The 15,353-nt window shown below is 38.1% G+C and carries 29 protein-coding genes; all 29 read left to right on the forward strand.

All coding sequences use genetic code 11. The features are described from left to right. The 29 genes from ACWYN3_RS00515 (at position 1) to ACWYN3_RS00655 (ending at position 15,271) form a co-directional block, all read left to right on the forward strand. Positions 1-414 (forward strand): hypothetical protein, encoded by a 414-nt coding sequence (locus tag ACWYN3_RS00515; RefSeq protein WP_456219386.1) that lies wholly within the window; start codon positions 1-3, stop codon positions 412-414. Next, positions 333-1,277 (forward strand): DUF2586 family protein, encoded by a 945-nt coding sequence (locus ACWYN3_RS00520; RefSeq protein ID WP_456219387.1) that lies wholly within the window; start codon positions 333-335, stop codon positions 1,275-1,277. Before ACWYN3_RS00515 ends, ACWYN3_RS00520 begins: the two co-directional genes overlap by 82 nt. A gap of 156 nt (positions 1,278-1,433) precedes the next feature. Continuing rightward, a complete protein-coding gene (locus ACWYN3_RS00525) occupies positions 1,434-1,697 on the forward strand; it encodes a hypothetical protein (RefSeq protein WP_456219388.1) in 264 nt (87 codons plus the stop codon). 42 nt (positions 1,698-1,739) lie between these two features. Further along, positions 1,740-2,099 (forward strand): hypothetical protein, encoded by a 360-nt coding sequence (locus tag ACWYN3_RS00530; protein ID WP_456219389.1) that lies wholly within the window; start codon positions 1,740-1,742, stop codon positions 2,097-2,099. Positions 2,100-2,167: 68 nt separating this feature from the next. Next, positions 2,168-2,368 carry a hypothetical protein gene (locus tag ACWYN3_RS00535; RefSeq protein ID WP_456219390.1) on the forward strand — a complete coding sequence of 67 codons (201 nt, stop codon included), beginning with the start codon at positions 2,168-2,170 and terminating at the stop codon, positions 2,366-2,368. Beyond that, positions 2,368-2,967: a DUF6046 domain-containing protein gene (locus ACWYN3_RS00540; RefSeq protein WP_456219391.1), complete on the forward strand. Its 600-nt coding sequence runs from the start codon at positions 2,368-2,370 to the stop codon at positions 2,965-2,967. The genes ACWYN3_RS00535 and ACWYN3_RS00540 overlap by 1 nt, the downstream gene beginning before the upstream one ends. Position 2,968: 1 nt before the next feature. Next, a complete protein-coding gene (locus tag ACWYN3_RS00545; RefSeq protein WP_456219392.1) occupies positions 2,969-3,322 on the forward strand; it encodes a hypothetical protein in 354 nt (117 codons plus the stop codon). Then, a complete protein-coding gene (locus tag ACWYN3_RS00550; protein ID WP_456219393.1) occupies positions 3,258-3,806 on the forward strand; it encodes a hypothetical protein in 549 nt (182 codons plus the stop codon). Before ACWYN3_RS00545 ends, ACWYN3_RS00550 begins: the two co-directional genes overlap by 65 nt. A 133-nt stretch (positions 3,807-3,939) precedes the next feature. After that, entirely contained in the window at positions 3,940-4,419 is a 480-nt protein-coding gene (locus ACWYN3_RS00555; protein ID WP_456219394.1) for a hypothetical protein, read from the forward strand. After that, positions 4,419-4,640 (forward strand): hypothetical protein, encoded by a 222-nt coding sequence (locus ACWYN3_RS00560; protein ID WP_456219395.1) that lies wholly within the window; start codon positions 4,419-4,421, stop codon positions 4,638-4,640. Before ACWYN3_RS00555 ends, ACWYN3_RS00560 begins: the two co-directional genes overlap by 1 nt. Before the next feature lie 5 nt (positions 4,641-4,645). Further along, complete coding sequence (locus tag ACWYN3_RS00565) at positions 4,646-4,933, forward strand: hypothetical protein (protein ID WP_456219396.1); 288 nt, start codon at positions 4,646-4,648, stop codon at positions 4,931-4,933. After that, entirely contained in the window at positions 4,930-5,289 is a 360-nt protein-coding gene (locus ACWYN3_RS00570; RefSeq protein WP_456219397.1) for a hypothetical protein, read from the forward strand. Before ACWYN3_RS00565 ends, ACWYN3_RS00570 begins: the two co-directional genes overlap by 4 nt. Beyond that, positions 5,261-5,815 (forward strand): hypothetical protein, encoded by a 555-nt coding sequence (locus ACWYN3_RS00575; protein WP_456219398.1) that lies wholly within the window; start codon positions 5,261-5,263, stop codon positions 5,813-5,815. The genes ACWYN3_RS00570 and ACWYN3_RS00575 overlap by 29 nt, the downstream gene beginning before the upstream one ends. Then, complete coding sequence (locus tag ACWYN3_RS00580; RefSeq protein ID WP_456219399.1) at positions 5,806-6,090, forward strand: hypothetical protein; 285 nt, start codon at positions 5,806-5,808, stop codon at positions 6,088-6,090. Before ACWYN3_RS00575 ends, ACWYN3_RS00580 begins: the two co-directional genes overlap by 10 nt. Next, positions 6,090-6,380 (forward strand): hypothetical protein, encoded by a 291-nt coding sequence (locus tag ACWYN3_RS00585; protein WP_456219400.1) that lies wholly within the window; start codon positions 6,090-6,092, stop codon positions 6,378-6,380. Before ACWYN3_RS00580 ends, ACWYN3_RS00585 begins: the two co-directional genes overlap by 1 nt. After that, positions 6,317-6,940 (forward strand): hypothetical protein, encoded by a 624-nt coding sequence (locus tag ACWYN3_RS00590; protein ID WP_456219401.1) that lies wholly within the window; start codon positions 6,317-6,319, stop codon positions 6,938-6,940. Before ACWYN3_RS00585 ends, ACWYN3_RS00590 begins: the two co-directional genes overlap by 64 nt. After that, entirely contained in the window at positions 6,921-7,400 is a 480-nt protein-coding gene (locus ACWYN3_RS00595) for a hypothetical protein (protein ID WP_456219402.1), read from the forward strand. The genes ACWYN3_RS00590 and ACWYN3_RS00595 overlap by 20 nt, the downstream gene beginning before the upstream one ends. Then, a complete protein-coding gene (locus ACWYN3_RS00600; protein WP_456219403.1) occupies positions 7,393-7,803 on the forward strand; it encodes a hypothetical protein in 411 nt (136 codons plus the stop codon). The genes ACWYN3_RS00595 and ACWYN3_RS00600 overlap by 8 nt, the downstream gene beginning before the upstream one ends. 122 nt (positions 7,804-7,925) lie before the next feature. After that, positions 7,926-8,243: a hypothetical protein gene (locus ACWYN3_RS00605; RefSeq protein WP_456219404.1), complete on the forward strand. Its 318-nt coding sequence runs from the start codon at positions 7,926-7,928 to the stop codon at positions 8,241-8,243. Positions 8,244-8,246: 3 nt separating this feature from the next. Further along, positions 8,247-8,795 carry a hypothetical protein gene (locus ACWYN3_RS00610; RefSeq protein WP_456219405.1) on the forward strand — a complete coding sequence of 183 codons (549 nt, stop codon included), beginning with the start codon at positions 8,247-8,249 and terminating at the stop codon, positions 8,793-8,795. A 9-nt stretch (positions 8,796-8,804) separates the two neighbouring features. Then, the gene (locus ACWYN3_RS00615) at positions 8,805-9,116 is read left to right on the forward strand and encodes a hypothetical protein (protein ID WP_456219406.1); all 312 of its coding nucleotides are present in this window, start codon (positions 8,805-8,807) and stop codon (positions 9,114-9,116) included. Then, positions 9,106-9,537 (forward strand): hypothetical protein, encoded by a 432-nt coding sequence (locus ACWYN3_RS00620; protein ID WP_456219407.1) that lies wholly within the window; start codon positions 9,106-9,108, stop codon positions 9,535-9,537. Before ACWYN3_RS00615 ends, ACWYN3_RS00620 begins: the two co-directional genes overlap by 11 nt. Further along, a complete protein-coding gene (locus tag ACWYN3_RS00625; RefSeq protein WP_456219408.1) occupies positions 9,534-9,803 on the forward strand; it encodes a hypothetical protein in 270 nt (89 codons plus the stop codon). The genes ACWYN3_RS00620 and ACWYN3_RS00625 overlap by 4 nt, the downstream gene beginning before the upstream one ends. After that, positions 9,760-10,323: a hypothetical protein gene (locus tag ACWYN3_RS00630; protein ID WP_456219409.1), complete on the forward strand. Its 564-nt coding sequence runs from the start codon at positions 9,760-9,762 to the stop codon at positions 10,321-10,323. Before ACWYN3_RS00625 ends, ACWYN3_RS00630 begins: the two co-directional genes overlap by 44 nt. Before the next feature lie 182 nt (positions 10,324-10,505). Next, positions 10,506-10,805: a hypothetical protein gene (locus tag ACWYN3_RS00635; RefSeq protein ID WP_456219410.1), complete on the forward strand. Its 300-nt coding sequence runs from the start codon at positions 10,506-10,508 to the stop codon at positions 10,803-10,805. A 61-nt stretch (positions 10,806-10,866) separates the two neighbouring features. Continuing rightward, complete coding sequence (locus ACWYN3_RS00640; RefSeq protein WP_456219411.1) at positions 10,867-11,319, forward strand: TIGR02594 family protein; 453 nt, start codon at positions 10,867-10,869, stop codon at positions 11,317-11,319. 179 nt (positions 11,320-11,498) lie between these two features. Continuing rightward, the gene (locus ACWYN3_RS00645; protein WP_456219412.1) at positions 11,499-11,708 is read left to right on the forward strand and encodes a hypothetical protein; all 210 of its coding nucleotides are present in this window, start codon (positions 11,499-11,501) and stop codon (positions 11,706-11,708) included. Between the two features lie 389 nt (positions 11,709-12,097). After that, positions 12,098-14,188: a TonB-dependent receptor plug domain-containing protein gene (locus ACWYN3_RS00650; RefSeq protein WP_456219413.1), complete on the forward strand. Its 2,091-nt coding sequence runs from the start codon at positions 12,098-12,100 to the stop codon at positions 14,186-14,188. Between the two features lie 30 nt (positions 14,189-14,218). Further along, entirely contained in the window at positions 14,219-15,271 is a 1,053-nt protein-coding gene (locus tag ACWYN3_RS00655) for an HmuY family protein (protein WP_456219414.1), read from the forward strand. Positions 15,272-15,353: the final 82 nt, after the last annotated feature.

The following is a 15,353-nucleotide window of genomic DNA, read 5'->3' on the forward strand; positions in this document are numbered from 1 at the left end:
ATGAATAAAGCAGTAGAATTTAATAAGGCCAAACCAGCCGATAGCATCAATTCACAAGTAACCTCTATCAGTGGCTTAATTGCCAACGGTGTAGCGGTTGTAGGTAAATTGATGCTTGGTCAGCCTTATGCGATATACAGCCCTGATGATGCTAAACAGCTTGGCATAGATGCCGCGTATGATGCAACTAATTCAGTGGTTCTCTCTCACCATATTAATGAGTTTTACAGAGGCAGCGAGATCGGCACTAAACTTTATCTTATGGTGGTTTCTCAGACACTACACCTGCGGTGGCTCTTGCTGATCCGGACAATCTCTACGCTAAGAAACTTGTGTCTTATGCGAAAGGCGAAATCAGGCAAATTGCTTTTGCTTACAATGGTATTTTCACTGTCCAGGCTCCTGAAACTTTAACTGATGGTATCAGTTCAAACATCAGGTCAGCGTTTTCATCTGCTCAGGAATTTGCATTATGGTGCTTTGAAACTGAAAGACCGTTGCAAGTATTGTTGGAGGGGCGTTCGTATGGTGGTAATGCTGCTACAGCGATTAACCTTAAGACTTTAGTAACTGGTGCTAATATTCCTTTAGAAGCTGATAAGGTCAGTGTTGTTATCGGTCAGGATTGGGGCTATGCAGAAGCCCTGGCATTTGATTCTGGGAAAAAATATGCATCTGTAGGTCTTGCTCTTGGTATCCTTTGTTCAATTAGTGTAAATCAAAACATCGGTGAAGTTGAGACACTGAATTTAACTAATGTTATTAAAGGTCGATTTGTCACAGGTGGCTTAAGCTCTCATCAAACCATTGAAGACGTAGAAGGATCGCTGTCTACACTGGATACCAAAGGATATATATTCCCTGTCACTTACACTGGGATATCTGGTTATCGTTGGAATAATGATCATGTGTGTGCCCCTGAAATCGTCGATGCTGAAGGAGTAATGAACGAAAACACGATTTCATATGGGCGAACAATGGATCATGCAGTAAGATTACTACGCACCGCTTACACACCAAAGATCAAAAGTGTTCAGATTGTCGACAATGCAACTGGTAAACTACCTGTCGGAGTCGTAAAAAGTTTCAATCAAAAAGGTGATGATGTCTTTGCTGATATGCAGAAAGCTGGGCTGATCAGTGGTGGTCAGACATACACAAATCCTAATAGTAACCTGCTGACTGGTGAAAAAGCCTTAGAAGTAGATTTTATTCTACAGCCCACAGGTACAATTAACAAAGTGAAAGGTACTATCAGTCTTAAAACTTCAATCTAATGAATACACAACAATAAGAAAGAACGGGAAAGCATATGACAGTGGTGACGCTCAGATAGTCATTGACGGGGAAATGTTTAATGAGGTTTCCGAAATCACCTACAAAAACGATCAGGAACATCAGTTGAACTTTTCACTGGGTAATACAGCAACCAGTTGGAGTATGGGAAAAAAATTACACCTACAGCATCTTTAACCATGTACATGACTGATGCAGTAAGGTTGGAACGTAAAGGTGGCGGCAGTTTGATGAAACTTCCCCCATTTGATATACAAGTTAGCTATGTCAACGATTACAATGAAATCATAAACGATACGATCGTTGCCAAATTTATGAGCGAAGGCCGAGAAGTTACAGGCGACATGGGCTTGAAAATGCAATATGATCTGTTTACCCTGTCAGTTAATTTATTGAAATAACTTATTTAAATACTACTTAAACACAATTTAAAGTCCCAAGAGATGAACACATCAAAAGAATTATCAAAATCAGTACTACCCTCAGGAATCACTCAGGAAATGGTTGACAATGCTAAGGTAAAATATCCAAAGGAAGGTGCAGTAAAATATGCTGACTTACCGCTAGATGATTATGGTGACCAGTTTTTAACTGTATTAATATGCAGGCCGAACAGACAGGTTATCAACGAATTTAGTAAGTGGGTTGATAAAAATCCGGGTAAAGCAAACGAAATTTTGGTAAAAAGCTGTTTGCTATCCCATAAAGAAACGGTATTGGCAGATGATGAACTGTTTACTGTTGCTGTCGATGCTATCGCACAATTGATCAGTATCAGAAAGGCTATTGTAAAAAACATCTAACGCTATCAGATGACGATGACATAGAGTCACCCGATAGCGTTAGCGTAGAGCAAGAACTAAAGGATTTTTTGGACGAATATCCTGTAATTGATTCTGGTGAGTCTGCAACGTTCACTGATCAGGTAAGAAGGATAAACGCGCTACTAAGTCATTTCATGCACATTCCATTTCCTGAACAACTCGACGATGATACGTGGTGCGAAAAATACAGGCAGTTTGAATGGTTAAAGGATAATAATTTTTTACCGATTAACACTAAGAAAAACTAATGAGTAAAGTAATTGATTTGGGTTCCCGTTTTAAAAGTGCTTTCGGCTATGTCAGTATCAACGAAAGTTCCAATTTAAAAAAACAGAAGTTTTCGAAAGAGAATGGAATCACAGGCGTAAACGTATATGTGAACAATTCGTCCTTTGAGGAAATGACCCTGAGAAAGAACGATACAGAAAGCTTGTTATTCGGTTCAATGCTCAACATTAAAGGAGAATCTAGGATTTACGCACCGCCACCAATGATCAGCTTTAGCAAAAGCAAAAAGCTGATCATTACTGAAATAGACGGCACTGATGCAGAAGTTGTCGAACGTTATGGAGACAAAAGTTGGGATGTGAAAATACAAGGTATCCTCATCGATATGGTTAACCACCAGTACCCTAAACAAGAGGTCAAAAAGTTGAATGAGTTCTTTGAAGTTCAGGCTGCACTTGATGTTGAGGGCGAAATGTTCGACGATCTAAAAATTAAGAGTATTTATCTTACTGATATTGAAATCGCTGGTGTGGCGGGGTATACTGATACTATCCAATATTCAATTTCAGCAAGGAGCATTAAACCAATTGAATTTTTCTTCGTAAAAAACAACAATTAGGATGGAAAATATTGCATACCTAAACATGATCGCCAAAGTGACTATAGGTAATATATATTTTGATGATGTCTCAGAAATTGAGATCTCAGAGAGTGTGACTGAACTAAGTAATGTGGCTAAAGTGATATTGCCAAGATTTTATAAACAATTAAATGGGAAATATCCATTGGATTACATGAAGGTTGGTGATAAAGTGAAAATAGAATTTGGATACGAAGAAACAGGAATAAACACTGAATTTGAGGGGTATGTTAGAGAAATATCCGCTGATATACCACTAGAGATTACATGTGATCAACTTTATCCTATACGCCAAAAACAACTTTGTCAAAAGCTACAGATCAGTAACGCTTAAAGAATTGCTGACCGATATTACGAAAGGAACTTTTATCAATAAAGTGTTGTGCCCTGATGTAAAGATGGGGAAATACAATATTAACAATGATAGTACATATCAAGTCTTGGACAAGGTTAAAGAAGAGTTTGGTTTCTTTTCAAAAATAAAATCAGATCTGTTATATGTTGGGTTTGCCTGGGACTGGAGACCAGAAATTACAAGTCGTAATGTTTACAGCATTCAGAGTAATGTAAAGCAAAATGAATTAAAGTATAAAAGCAAAGATTCATTCAATGTACGTGTCCGGGTGAAGATTCGAGACAAAAAAAGTAAGGAAACCTATGTAGAAGTAGGTAGTAAAGATAAGGATGCGACGGTGCATACAATTGAATATGCTGCCGATACACCGGAAGTGGCTAAGAAAATCGCAGAAGCCCGATTGAAAAAAAGCGTGTACGACGGTTATACCGGGAGTATTACAGGCTTTTGTTTTTTCCGCTGACCAGTGCAGGTGATAGTATTACTATAAAAGATAGTAGAGAGCCATACAGGGAAGGAACGTACTTAATTGAGAAAGTAATTAAGACATATAGTTCATCAGGCATCAGCCGTAAGAATGACTTAGCTTTTAAAATATGAGTCCTGAAGAATTATTTCAAAAGTTTATAGATAAAAGCCAAGCCGTAAAAGCCGTGAGAACGGTTGGTTTTGGCACAGCTACAGAAATTAAAGAGAGCAGTTGCACGGTGTTAAGGGACGGACAACCTAACCTGCTAGATGTGCGATTTCACGCTACAGACGACGCGCCCGGAAGTCGAGTTGTTGAGATACCGGCCGATCAGAGTAGCGTGATCTACGCAATTATTGATAACCAGGACACAGAAGCTATTTTGCTTAAGTGCAGTGAGATTGCTAAGGTCTTGATTATAGTTGGCGACATGGAGTATCACTTGGATAAATACGGATGTATGATAAAATCCGGGAATGATTCCCTGGGGAAAGTTCTAAGCAATGTGATTGATGAAATCAGTAAGATCATTGTGATCAATGGCAGAAGCCCAAATCTTGCTGTCTTAAACGAATTGAAAATTAAGGTTAATAAAATCCTAAAGTAATGCCATTAAACAAAGAGATACTTAAATCAGCAATTAAAGATGCATTCGATTTTGATAGCGATAAAGATGTTAATCCCGCAGAAGCCAGGGAAAGACAAGCGCAAAAAATTGCCGATGCTATTGATCTTTTTGTAAGAAGTGGCGAGGTGAAAACAAATGTAACCGGCACATCTGCTACTGGTGGAGCTGTCGTAGGAACTGGAATAGGAACATTGAATTAATCCATATGAGAAACGATTTATTACTCAATGAAAATTTTGACCTATTGAATTTAGGTGATGAATGGTATGAGGGTGACAGTGATCAGCAACATGTAGAACTTTTGATGCTCCTTAATAAAGGTGAGCTGAAAGAATTTCCATTTGTCGGTTATGGTGCAGCAAAAAGACTAAACAGCGTATTCAACAAATCTAAAGAAACGCGTGATATAAAAATTGAGTTGGAAAATGACGGATATACTAATTCTGAAATTGATCTGGAAAATGGACTGCAAGACCTAAAGATTAAGATATGATGTTCAACGTAACTGAAATTATAAGTGTATTAATTGGTTTGGGTGGGTTTATCACCGCTCTGATCACAGCTGCTACAAATAAAAAGAAGTCTGCTGCTGAGGTTCAGAACATAGTCGCTGATACTTATGGAGACATCATTTTAATGCTTAGGGAACAAGGTAAGATGAACGGGGAGCAGATCACCTCACTGATGGAAAAGGATGTTGAGAATCAAAAGATCAACTATGAAAATCAAAAGGTCATTAATCAGTACAGGGTATCCGAAAAACAATTACTGAAAAGAGTTCAGGAATTAGAATCAGAAATCGAAAAACTTAAATCATACAATGAAAACATTTCAAAAATCGTCCCTTAAAATGTATTTGCTTATTGCAGTGCTTTTATTTATCGCAGGTTGTGGCACTCGGAATGTTCAGAAGGCTTCTTTATCTGAGCAGGTTAAAGCTAAAATCGAGAATAAGTCGACCTTATCAGGTAACGTCCTATCCAGTAAGTCAGATTCTACCAAACGAAAGGTTATTGAAACTGATAAATCTAAAACAGTTCAAACGGCAGAATCAGAGATCACAGCGGACAGTATAATCCATGATGCTAAAACCGGTAAGACCACTTTTAAAGGCCACGCCCGTTACACGAAAAAAAGCACTAAAAGTACAAACAACGATAAACGGATAACTGATTCAAATCAGTCAGGATTTAAAGAGTCTGCCAACTCAAATTTTAACTATGACAGCGGTTTAAAGGTTGAATTTAATAAACAAATTGAAGCGAATACAAAGGACAGTCAAAGTGAAGGATCAGTATTTCACGAATGGTGGTTTTGGTTACTTGTGGCGATGCTGATCATCGCACTCTTTTATTTTTCAAGATTATGGCGGTAGTTGATCAGGGACAATCATTGTTTGATGTTGCAGTTCAACATTGTGGTGATGTATCCGCGGTCTTTGAACTTGCTCATTTGAACAGTCTTTCAATCACCGACAAATTAAAGGCAGGTTCTGAACTGATCTTACCTATACCTGTAGATTCTGGACTTGTCAAATACTTTCAGGATAACAGTTATGTACCTGCAACCGATATAAATGAAAAAAATGAAATAATACTCCCTGATGGTATTGACTATTGGGCAGTTGGGATTGATTTTATAGTAATGTAATGGCTCAGAAAATAGAATATTGGCAACAAATAATTATTGATCAGTTGGCTACAAACAACATCGTCGTGTCTGGCAGTCGTACAAGTGTGAGGCGTATTTGGACATATGCTGTTGCAGTATGCATCTGGACATTAGATATTTTGTTTGGAAAGCATAAAGAAGAGGTTTCAGCAATAATTGAAGAAAAGATGCCACATCGTGTGGTGGGTGGTATAGAAATAAAGCATTGGATTTCCAATATGGTTATGACCTGGTACTTGATTCAGATAAATATAACAATACAGGATTAACAGATGAACAGATTGCAGCAAGCAAAATCATCAAATATTCTGCGGTTGTGTCTTTAAAAAAAGAAAGCCGGCTTATCATTAAAATAGCGACTGAAACAGATGGGAAATTGCACCCAATCAATTTAGCACAACGAAGTGCTTTTACTACCTACATCGCAGAAATAAAGGATGCCGGGGTAAATGTCAGTGTAGTTAATTACTTGCCTGATAGACTTTATTTAACTGGTGTTATCTATTATGATCCGTTAGTGTTAGACGGCCAAGGTAACAGCATTGTTGATGGTGGTCGTCCTGTTGAAACGGCAATTGAAGATTACATGAAGGAGTTGCCTTTCAATGGGGAATTGGTGCTTATTCACCTCGTTGATAAGTTGCAACAGGTTAAAGGTGTAGTCATCCCGGATATTAATAAAGCTGAAACAAGTTGGGTTAGTGCTGAATCCCCTGACTATGGAGCTATACAGACCATTAATGTAAAGCAAATTCCTGAATCTGGATATTTTGAGGTAGTAAATTTTAACAATATAACCTACTTACCAAATGATGAACAGATTATTTGAAATAGATTATAACAGGCTTATTGCGCTCCTTTTACCTGATGATATTAGGAAGCCTCAGATGTTAACTTGGTTAATGTGCTTAAACTCTCCGGTGAAAATGATTGATGGAATGTTTAACAGATCAAGATCTGATAACCTTTACACATTAGCTCACAATGGGCAGGTTTGCTATCTGAGGAAAGTTTTAAATGATTCTTTCGATCCGAATTTAAGGAGAATAAAAATATCAGACGGTAGTAAATATGAACGTGATTACGTCTACACCAATGTTGAGAAGCAGCCAAGATATTTAGGTGTTATGCATTTAAGGCAATTATCAGATTATGCAGATACAGGGGTGGATTTTAGAGTGATTGTGCCAATTGGATTTCGCTTACAAGATGTTATACACCAGATGAAGGCAGCAATTGATTTTTACAAACTAGCAAGTAAACGATACAAAATAGAACACGATGAATAGAGTAGACTTTTTGCAAACAGGCGGGTTTCCACTTGAAACTGACACATTGAATTTTCTACAGGACAGTTTTAATCTGATGCAGAATTTCTCTGCCATAGTCGGAAAGGATAACTGCATCCTTTCAGGGTGTGAACTCAACAATGGTTCTGTCAATAATGGTTTTGTTGTACTCAATGGTGAGTTGTTGCCCTTTATTGGAGGAATTTTACAGACCAATATTGTCATAAGGGAAGATAACCAGTCCAGACCATTCGAGAACGGACAGATTAAAAAGGTCTTTTATACGCGTTACAGCACTTTTGGAAATGGCACTGGCGAAATACCTTTCAATTCTTTATTGCGGTTCAAGACCTTATCAGCATTTAGAAATTTGCCCCAGCACACATCTAGTGCTTTGCTTTAGATCTTGATGATCCGAACATACTTGCAACATCAAAAGCTGTTAAGCTCCTAAATGATAAAATAGAATCAAAACTGCCGGCTGGTTGCATTTTGATTTGGAGTGGAACTATAAACAGTATTCCAGTGGGATGGGCATTATGTGATGGGAACGAAGGAAGACCAAATTTGACGGATCGGTTTGTTCTTGGGGCAGGTAGCCGTTATGCCGTGTCACAGACAGGTGGGGACGAAAATCACGAAATAAAAGCTGATGAATTACCGCCTATTTCGATACAGGCTTGGAGGGGAAACAGAACGCAAGACCAGTCTGGTAACAGTAAGCAAACTCTTGCATCAGGTGATATCGGACAGGGAAAGGTTGAGTTACTTAAAATTGGGAATGGTCAGTCATTCAGCATAATGCCACAGTTTTATTCCCTTGCCTATATCATTAAACTTTAACATATGGGAAAGCAAACATTAAACACGATTAAAAACTGGTTTAAAACCGGGTTAAAGCCAACTCAGTCTCAGTTTTCAGATACATGGGATTCATTCTTTCATAAGGATGATGTTATACCCTCATCAAGCATAGAGAATCTTGACCTTCGATTCAATCAGAAGGCTGATGACGATGCATTCAAAGGCCACCTTGTTGATATTAATGCTCATAGGTCGCTTTTTGATCAAAAAGCAGATATAGTGCATCGGCATGAAATAAGTGATGTCAGTCAATTAGCCGAGACGTTGTCGGGGAAGCAAGATATCCTTAAAGAAGGTGCAGGAATTAAAATAAGTGCCGATAACACAATATCAGTTACCGTAAGTACTCAGGTTGCATATGCCTCTTTTCAGATTTTCAAGGCGCAAGGAAATACGGGAGATGTCTTGCAAGTAAACGATTGGGTGCGTGGTTTTATTGAGCCTGGCAAAATGATCACCGGGAAGTACAACGGTGGGAATGTTAGTGCTCCGACCAGTTACACTGTAATCGAACAGATAGAATTTAACTAAAACAAATATATGGCGTACTCAAATGAACAATTAACTGAAATGGTTAATGATCTGTCAATGACAGATCCACAAAGTCTTAAACTCGTTTTGAGAAAAATTGTCGAAAAGCTCCCGAACGAACCAATTAAAACAATACCATTTATGCTTGGAAAGCTAATCGTCTTTAAAAGTTCCCTATCAAGAAACCCTAAGGACATTGAGCCGGGTGACATTATACAGGGTTTTTGGGGGGTAGAGTTTATTACCGCAAAATTCCTTGGTGGGAATGAAAATGAATTAACCAATTACAAAAAACTAACAATTACAACAGATGAAAATTAAATCAATATTAACACTCTCCTTTGCCTTAATCACGGCAATTGGTTTTGCACAAACACAAACTTTCCCTGGGCAAGTAAAGATCAAAAACATTCCTTTGGGATCTACAAATGATAGTGTCGTGGTTATTGGAGCCGATGGTTCACTTCGTCATGTTAAAGCGTCTTCTATGGTTGGGGCTTTTGTAGACAAAACTAGTACTCAAAGTATTGGAGGTTTAAAGACATTAACAAATGATCTTGTAATAGGGTCTAATATTTTTGGTAAAGGGCCAAGTACTGGAACGAGAAATCTAGTAATGGGGGAATCAGCAGGATTGGGAAATGTGAGTGCATCCAGAAACGTGATTATAGGATATGCAGGATTAGCGAGAAATACGGTTGGTGTGGGTAAACCTCAGTTGGATATCAAGCAGGAACAATGAGCGCAGTTAGGACAAGGGGGAGCCAAAATACTTACTTAGGGTATAGTGCTGGACAAACAATTGACGGTTCTACAACGCCCGCAGGTGATAATAATTTAATGCTTGGTGCTTATACAGGGTGGAATTGGGAAGGTAGTAACAGATTAGAGATTAATGCAGCAGGTTCCGGGGGGGGGACTCCATTAATATCTGGTGACTTTAGCTCTAGAACTTTAAATTTCGATGCTACAGGTAATACCGTGTTTAACGGTAGCGTGGCCCGGTAAAGATCCGGTTAGTGATATGGATTTTGTGAATAAAAGATTTTCAGCCAATGCCATTAATACGGCTTTAGGAAATTACGTAGATAAGTCCAACCAAGAAACAATAGGTGGTATTAAAACATTTACGAGTACGATAAAAGGTACGGCCATAAATTTAAGTAATTCCACATTTGATGCTAGTGGTAGTATTTTCGGTAACGGTCTATTATCTATGTCAGGCAATGGGAATTTTGGCGGGTCTGTGTCCTCACCGGTTGTTCCAACTACGGGAAACATGCTTACCAATAAAACTTATGTAGATGCTAAGACAGAATCTGGGACTTATGTGCCCGTAATAACTCAAACAAACGGAACCAATTTTGTTATTGGTGCTGTTGATGGAATGTATTCCCGTGTAGGAAATATAGTTAACGTAAGTGTGGCCATTACTTTAACTTCTTGGAGTAATGCAAACCAGAGTCTTTTTGGCATCACTTTACCTATAGCGACTATATATATCAAACATTTCGAGCGGATTGTATAGGGATTGCAGATTATGGAGGGGGTATGGTTAAAGCTTCAACAAACGTTTATAACAATACTGCGAATGTGGCGCGGGTAGCCCTTGATTTCCCAAATGCAACAGGCTCCGGTGGATATGTGTATTTACATTTTCAATACATAGTCAGATAGGACGCTAGACCTGTAACAATTTAATAAACTAAAATGGAAAAATTAATTGAATTACTCTTAGGCAACAATGATTGGCCAACTTTTGTAGCTGCAATGATATTCGCTCTAATTGGCGCGATTATATCTCTCAGGGTTAAGGCAAGCAAAAGGGATAAATTAAGTCCTGAGACACCTTATAAATTCTCATTGACATTCTTGGTGTGGGATAATCTTTTAAAGCTTCTTGCGAGCGCATTGCCTGTGTTTATCGGAATCCGTTTTTCATCTGCACTCTTCGGTCAGGAAGTAACAATGGTATCGGCATTATTTATTGGATATGGTAGTGACAGGTGATCACTAAGCTTGAATCATTGCAGGCTTTAGCGAGAGATAAAGACACTTTAATTAAATAACGATGGGAAAACTATTTACAGGCATAGATGCCTGGCTGAATTCAGCTAAAGATTTACCAAAGGAATTACAGGAGGCTATTCGGCACAATGGATTACTTGAAACAAAGGGAACAGGTAACAACGTAGATATCATGCGTTGGGCTGTACTCCTTGGTGTTATAGGTTGGTATCCAGCAGACAGTGTGCCGTGGTGCGGGCTCTTTAAGGCTATCTGTGCTTATCGTACTGGCTGGCTTAAGCTACCTGCTTCTAAATTGTTGTCATCATTGTGGTGGAGATCGTGGGGTATTAAAGTGGCTATTAAAGATGCAATGGTGGGTGATACAGCAATTAAAGAACGCGACGGTGGTGGTCACGTTACATACATCATTGGTGAAAATGACAAGTATTTCCGGTGTCTTGGTGGCAATCAGTCTGATTCTGTCTGCCCTACGGGATTCTTAAATCTGATATAACTGATGTTAGGCGTGCACCATTTAAATTACAGCCTTTAGGTGTTAAGAAGCATTATTATGCTAATTTAGATGGGTCTGCATCGAAGACAAAAGAAGATTAAAGCACACACCACATTAAAGAAGCTCCAATTCTAGCAGGTTGGGGCTTCGCTGTTTAATTACATTTCTTAATTTTGTGTATGGATAAATTCACAACAGAGGTAAATGGGAAGGATATTACGATTAGTCAGGTTAAAGGGCAACCTTATCTGTTTAATATAACCATTAAAGGAAGCTTCTTAGGCTATATAGATACAACAGATGATAAATCGCTACTGATTAATAGTATCGTGTCTCCTGTGGAAGAAAAAGAGTTGAGGTTGATAATAAAAGAAGCGCTTAAAAAGTAAAGTTTACTTAATAAGTCACAATGATATTGTGTCTACTAATTGTACTTAAAGATACAAAAACACATCCATATTCGCAAGTTTAAATGCAATAAAAGTAGTGTTTAAATAATGTTTAAATAGTGTTTTTATTGCATTTAAACTTGTTGTAAATAGGCGGTTTAAAGCGCTAACAAATAATCAAAATTGGAAATTTGGTTTTGAAAAACCGGAAATTTGGTTTTGGCGATTATAAAAACTAATAAAAAAAAATTCCTCTTATATATGTTTCTCTGAATATACTGCATTCATTTGCAGTGTATTAGAAACTATTTTCATTTTAATTTGTAATTGTTCTAAATAAGTGCTTATACTTGTAATATTATTTAAAATAATTCTAAATAGGTTTTTTAATGAGAATTGGTTTACTCCTGATTACAATATTTATATTCACTGCGACAATTAATGCTCAGAACAAAAGTTCGTTTAGTAAACAGAAAAAAGATACTACTACCAATGAACTGAAAGAAGTAGTTGTTACCGGTGAGTTCCAGCCACAATCTTTAAAGAATTCAGTTTACAGAACACATATAATTAACGCCGAACGTATTCGTCTGAAAGCAGCAGCAAATATTCAGCAGGTTTTAAATACAGAACTGGGATTCAGATTCTCCAATGACCTTACTTTGGGAACAACCGATGTGCAAATGATGGGTATGTCTGGTCGCAGTGTAAAGATATTATTGGATGGCGTACCAATGATTGACAGGGGGGATGCTCGTGAAAGTCTGGATCAAATAGATATTAATACTGTAGAACGTATTGAAATTGTAGAAGGGCCGCTTTCCGTTTCCTATGGCTCCGATGCACTTGTTGGGGTCATTAATGTAATCACTAAAAGAGCAGGTAAAGAAACTTTTAATATTAACGCAAGAATTCAGGAAGAAACGGCTGGAAAAGAATATTCCCCGTTTGGCAGGTCCGGAAAACACATGCAGCATTTAGGAGCTGGCTGGCAAAATAAGGGCTGGAGTGCACTTGTTGGACTTACCCGTGACGAATTTAATGGTTTTGATAGACCTGGACCTACTGTTTTACCTGATGATATCAGTGCAACCTATTGGAAACCGAAATTAAAATGGATGGCCAATGGAAAGCTTGGTTACAGAAATAATAATTTCAATATCTCTTATAGATTTGATTATCTGGATGAAACCATTAATAGTGAAGGTGGTTATCTGGTGAATGAAAATAAATCGCGCAGGCAGCAATATATCACCAACCGCTATGTTCATTTGTTGCAGGGAGATTATCGTTTGAATGATAAATTTCAGTTGAGCACTTCAATTTCTTATAATAACCTGAAACGGGCAACTCAAACAAAGCTGCATAATTTTGCCACAGGCCTGGATAGTTTGACTTCTGAGCCGGGTGATCAGGATGTCGCTAAATTTAATTCAGGAGCTTTCAGAACAGTAATGGTATATAAAATGTCTGATCAGATTTCCTTCCAGCCAGGAATAGAAATTAGTACTGATGTTGCGAGTGGGGCAAGGGTTCTGGGTAGGCCAAGAATCAATGATTATGCTTTTTTCATTTCTTCAGAAGTTAATTTAGCTAAAGGGGTCGTTATTCGTCCGGGTTTCAGGTTTATCAAAAATTCTATTTACGATGCGCCACCTGTTATTCCATCTCTGAATACCAAAATCAGTCTGACTGATAAACTGGATTTACGTCTGGGCTATGCCAGTGGTTTCCGTGCCCCGGCTTTACGGGAACTATTTTATGACTTTAGAGATTCTAATCATACGATTTTGGGGAATACGAATCTAAAAGCTGAACAATCTAATAATTATACCGCTTCTCTTTCTTTTTCCGGGATTGAAACCGCAGATTTTAGTTTGAAATCTGTACTTAGCGGATACTATAATAACATTAAAAACAGAATTGATTTTCAAGTTTCTGCAACAGATAATACCGTAACTACTTTAATTAATATAGATAAATTCAGAACTACTGCGGGTACTTTAGAGAATATTATGATTTGGAAAAATGTTCAGGCAACTGTTGGATTTTCTGTAATCGGTACTTATAATAAATTAAGTGAGGCTTTATCACAAGCAGGAGAGACACCCGAATTTGTCTGGTCACCAGAAGTGAATACAAATCTGGCTTATTATTTTCCCGGGCTGGGTGCAACTGCAAATCTTTCAGCAAAGTTTAATGGCACAAGAAGGAGCTACGAAAGCTATATGGATGGTAAGGTAGAAAAGGCAAGACTGGCAAAAATAGGTTCGTCTACCATTGTAGATCTGATGATGACAAAGAAATTATTTAAATCATTTAATCTGAATGCTGGTGTAAACAATCTGCTCGATATCACTACGCTAAGCAATACTTCTTTAAGTAGCGGAGGCGCACATGTTAGTACAGGTGCTCCCGTACCAATGGGTTATGGCCGTTCTTACGTAGTTGGGTTAAGTTTCAACTGGTCAAAAGATTAAACAATATTTATTAACTATATCATACACAAAATGAACAAATTTACTCAACTTATCACCTTACTATGTTTTGCAACGGCATTTACAGCCTGCAAAAAAGATAGTGATCCAATTATTGCAACTCCTGCTTCTACAGGAAGTAAGATTACGTTAAACGGGCTTATCGGTACAGAACCTGGTTCGTCTGCGGGAAACAGTGTTTTTGTAGATTTCAGTGCTGATAAACAAACTTCTGTAGCCCGTGCGTCATGGGACTTAGGTTTCTATTCAGGACCCGATTTTAAAGTAATCCTGAACAATACCGTTGGTGCAACTGCTATTGCATTAAATGAGACAGATTTAAGTAAGGTGACTGAGGCTGATACTGTTGCTTTGGCAAATGCAGGTACGCTGAGTCTGGGACAGGGGGCAGGTGGTTTCAATTATATAGATCCGATTGTGGGTGATCTCTCAACTTATCTGGCTGGTACAGTAATCAAAACAATTTCTGCAGCTGATGCAGATAACAAAGTTTATATTGTTAATCGCGGTGGTACAACAGGATGGCAAAAAATCCGTGTAATCCGTACAGGCACGGGATATACTTTACAATATGGTAAAATCTCTGATAAAACTTTCAAAAGCCTGAATGTTGCTAAAGATGGGGCTTTCAACTTTAAACATGTATCCTTTACTAATGGTGCTGTTGATGTTGAGCCAGCTAAAGCAAACTGGGATATCGAATGGACATTAGCAACTTACAAAGCTAATGAGACGATCCCTTATACTTTCTCTGATTTTGTACTGATCAATTTTGTTGGTGGGGTAACAGCTGCTGAGGTTCTCGTAGCAGATAGTAAAGTGAGTTTTGCTGATTTTGCAGAAGCGAACCTGTCAACGGTGAAGTTTGTTGGTAAAAGAGAAGTAATCGCTGGTAACTGGAGATCGACTGTTGATAAGCCTGTGGGCGTAAAAACAGATCGTTTCTACCTGGTTAAAGATGGTGCAGGTAATATCTATAAATTGAATTTTGTGAACTTCCATGCTAGTGATGGAGGGGTTCGCGGTAAACCGGTTATCGAATATAAACTGGTTAAAAAGGCATAAACTTGGTTAGTTTAGGTTGCGAAGGCGGCTTTCATGGATATGAAAGCGGCCTTTGGTTATTTAGTCAATTACAAAAAATAGA

This window comes from Pedobacter sp. NJ-S-72, assembly GCF_053890575.1.

Coding starts and splice junctions, on each gene's coding strand:
- ACWYN3_RS00640 (WP_456219411.1), top strand. CDS start 10,867: ATGGGAAAACTATTTACAGGCATAGATGCCTGGCTGAATTCAGCTAAA.
- ACWYN3_RS00595 (WP_456219402.1), top strand. CDS start 6,921: ATGATGAACAGATTATTTGAAATAGATTATAACAGGCTTATTGCGCTC.
- ACWYN3_RS00565 (WP_456219396.1), top strand. CDS start 4,646: ATGAGAAACGATTTATTACTCAATGAAAATTTTGACCTATTGAATTTA.
- ACWYN3_RS00625 (WP_456219408.1), top strand. CDS start 9,534: ATGAGCGCAGTTAGGACAAGGGGGAGCCAAAATACTTACTTAGGGTAT.
- ACWYN3_RS00645 (WP_456219412.1), top strand. CDS start 11,499: ATGGATAAATTCACAACAGAGGTAAATGGGAAGGATATTACGATTAGT.
- ACWYN3_RS00570 (WP_456219397.1), top strand. CDS start 4,930: ATGATGTTCAACGTAACTGAAATTATAAGTGTATTAATTGGTTTGGGT.
- ACWYN3_RS00530 (WP_456219389.1), top strand. CDS start 1,740: ATGAACACATCAAAAGAATTATCAAAATCAGTACTACCCTCAGGAATC.
- ACWYN3_RS00540 (WP_456219391.1), top strand. CDS start 2,368: ATGAGTAAAGTAATTGATTTGGGTTCCCGTTTTAAAAGTGCTTTCGGC.
- ACWYN3_RS00560 (WP_456219395.1), top strand. CDS start 4,419: ATGCCATTAAACAAAGAGATACTTAAATCAGCAATTAAAGATGCATTC.
- ACWYN3_RS00515 (WP_456219386.1), top strand. CDS start 1: ATGAATAAAGCAGTAGAATTTAATAAGGCCAAACCAGCCGATAGCATC.
- ACWYN3_RS00635 (WP_456219410.1), top strand. CDS start 10,506: ATGGAAAAATTAATTGAATTACTCTTAGGCAACAATGATTGGCCAACT.
- ACWYN3_RS00580 (WP_456219399.1), top strand. CDS start 5,806: ATGGCGGTAGTTGATCAGGGACAATCATTGTTTGATGTTGCAGTTCAA.
- ACWYN3_RS00615 (WP_456219406.1), top strand. CDS start 8,805: ATGGCGTACTCAAATGAACAATTAACTGAAATGGTTAATGATCTGTCA.
- ACWYN3_RS00610 (WP_456219405.1), top strand. CDS start 8,247: ATGGGAAAGCAAACATTAAACACGATTAAAAACTGGTTTAAAACCGGG.
- ACWYN3_RS00620 (WP_456219407.1), top strand. CDS start 9,106: ATGAAAATTAAATCAATATTAACACTCTCCTTTGCCTTAATCACGGCA.
- ACWYN3_RS00555 (WP_456219394.1), top strand. CDS start 3,940: ATGAGTCCTGAAGAATTATTTCAAAAGTTTATAGATAAAAGCCAAGCC.
- ACWYN3_RS00585 (WP_456219400.1), top strand. CDS start 6,090: ATGGCTCAGAAAATAGAATATTGGCAACAAATAATTATTGATCAGTTG.
- ACWYN3_RS00575 (WP_456219398.1), top strand. CDS start 5,261: ATGAAAACATTTCAAAAATCGTCCCTTAAAATGTATTTGCTTATTGCA.
- ACWYN3_RS00600 (WP_456219403.1), top strand. CDS start 7,393: ATGAATAGAGTAGACTTTTTGCAAACAGGCGGGTTTCCACTTGAAACT.
- ACWYN3_RS00650 (WP_456219413.1), top strand. CDS start 12,098: ATGAGAATTGGTTTACTCCTGATTACAATATTTATATTCACTGCGACA.
- ACWYN3_RS00545 (WP_456219392.1), top strand. CDS start 2,969: ATGGAAAATATTGCATACCTAAACATGATCGCCAAAGTGACTATAGGT.
- ACWYN3_RS00655 (WP_456219414.1), top strand. CDS start 14,219: ATGAACAAATTTACTCAACTTATCACCTTACTATGTTTTGCAACGGCA.
- ACWYN3_RS00630 (WP_456219409.1), top strand. CDS start 9,760: ATGCTACAGGTAATACCGTGTTTAACGGTAGCGTGGCCCGGTAAAGAT.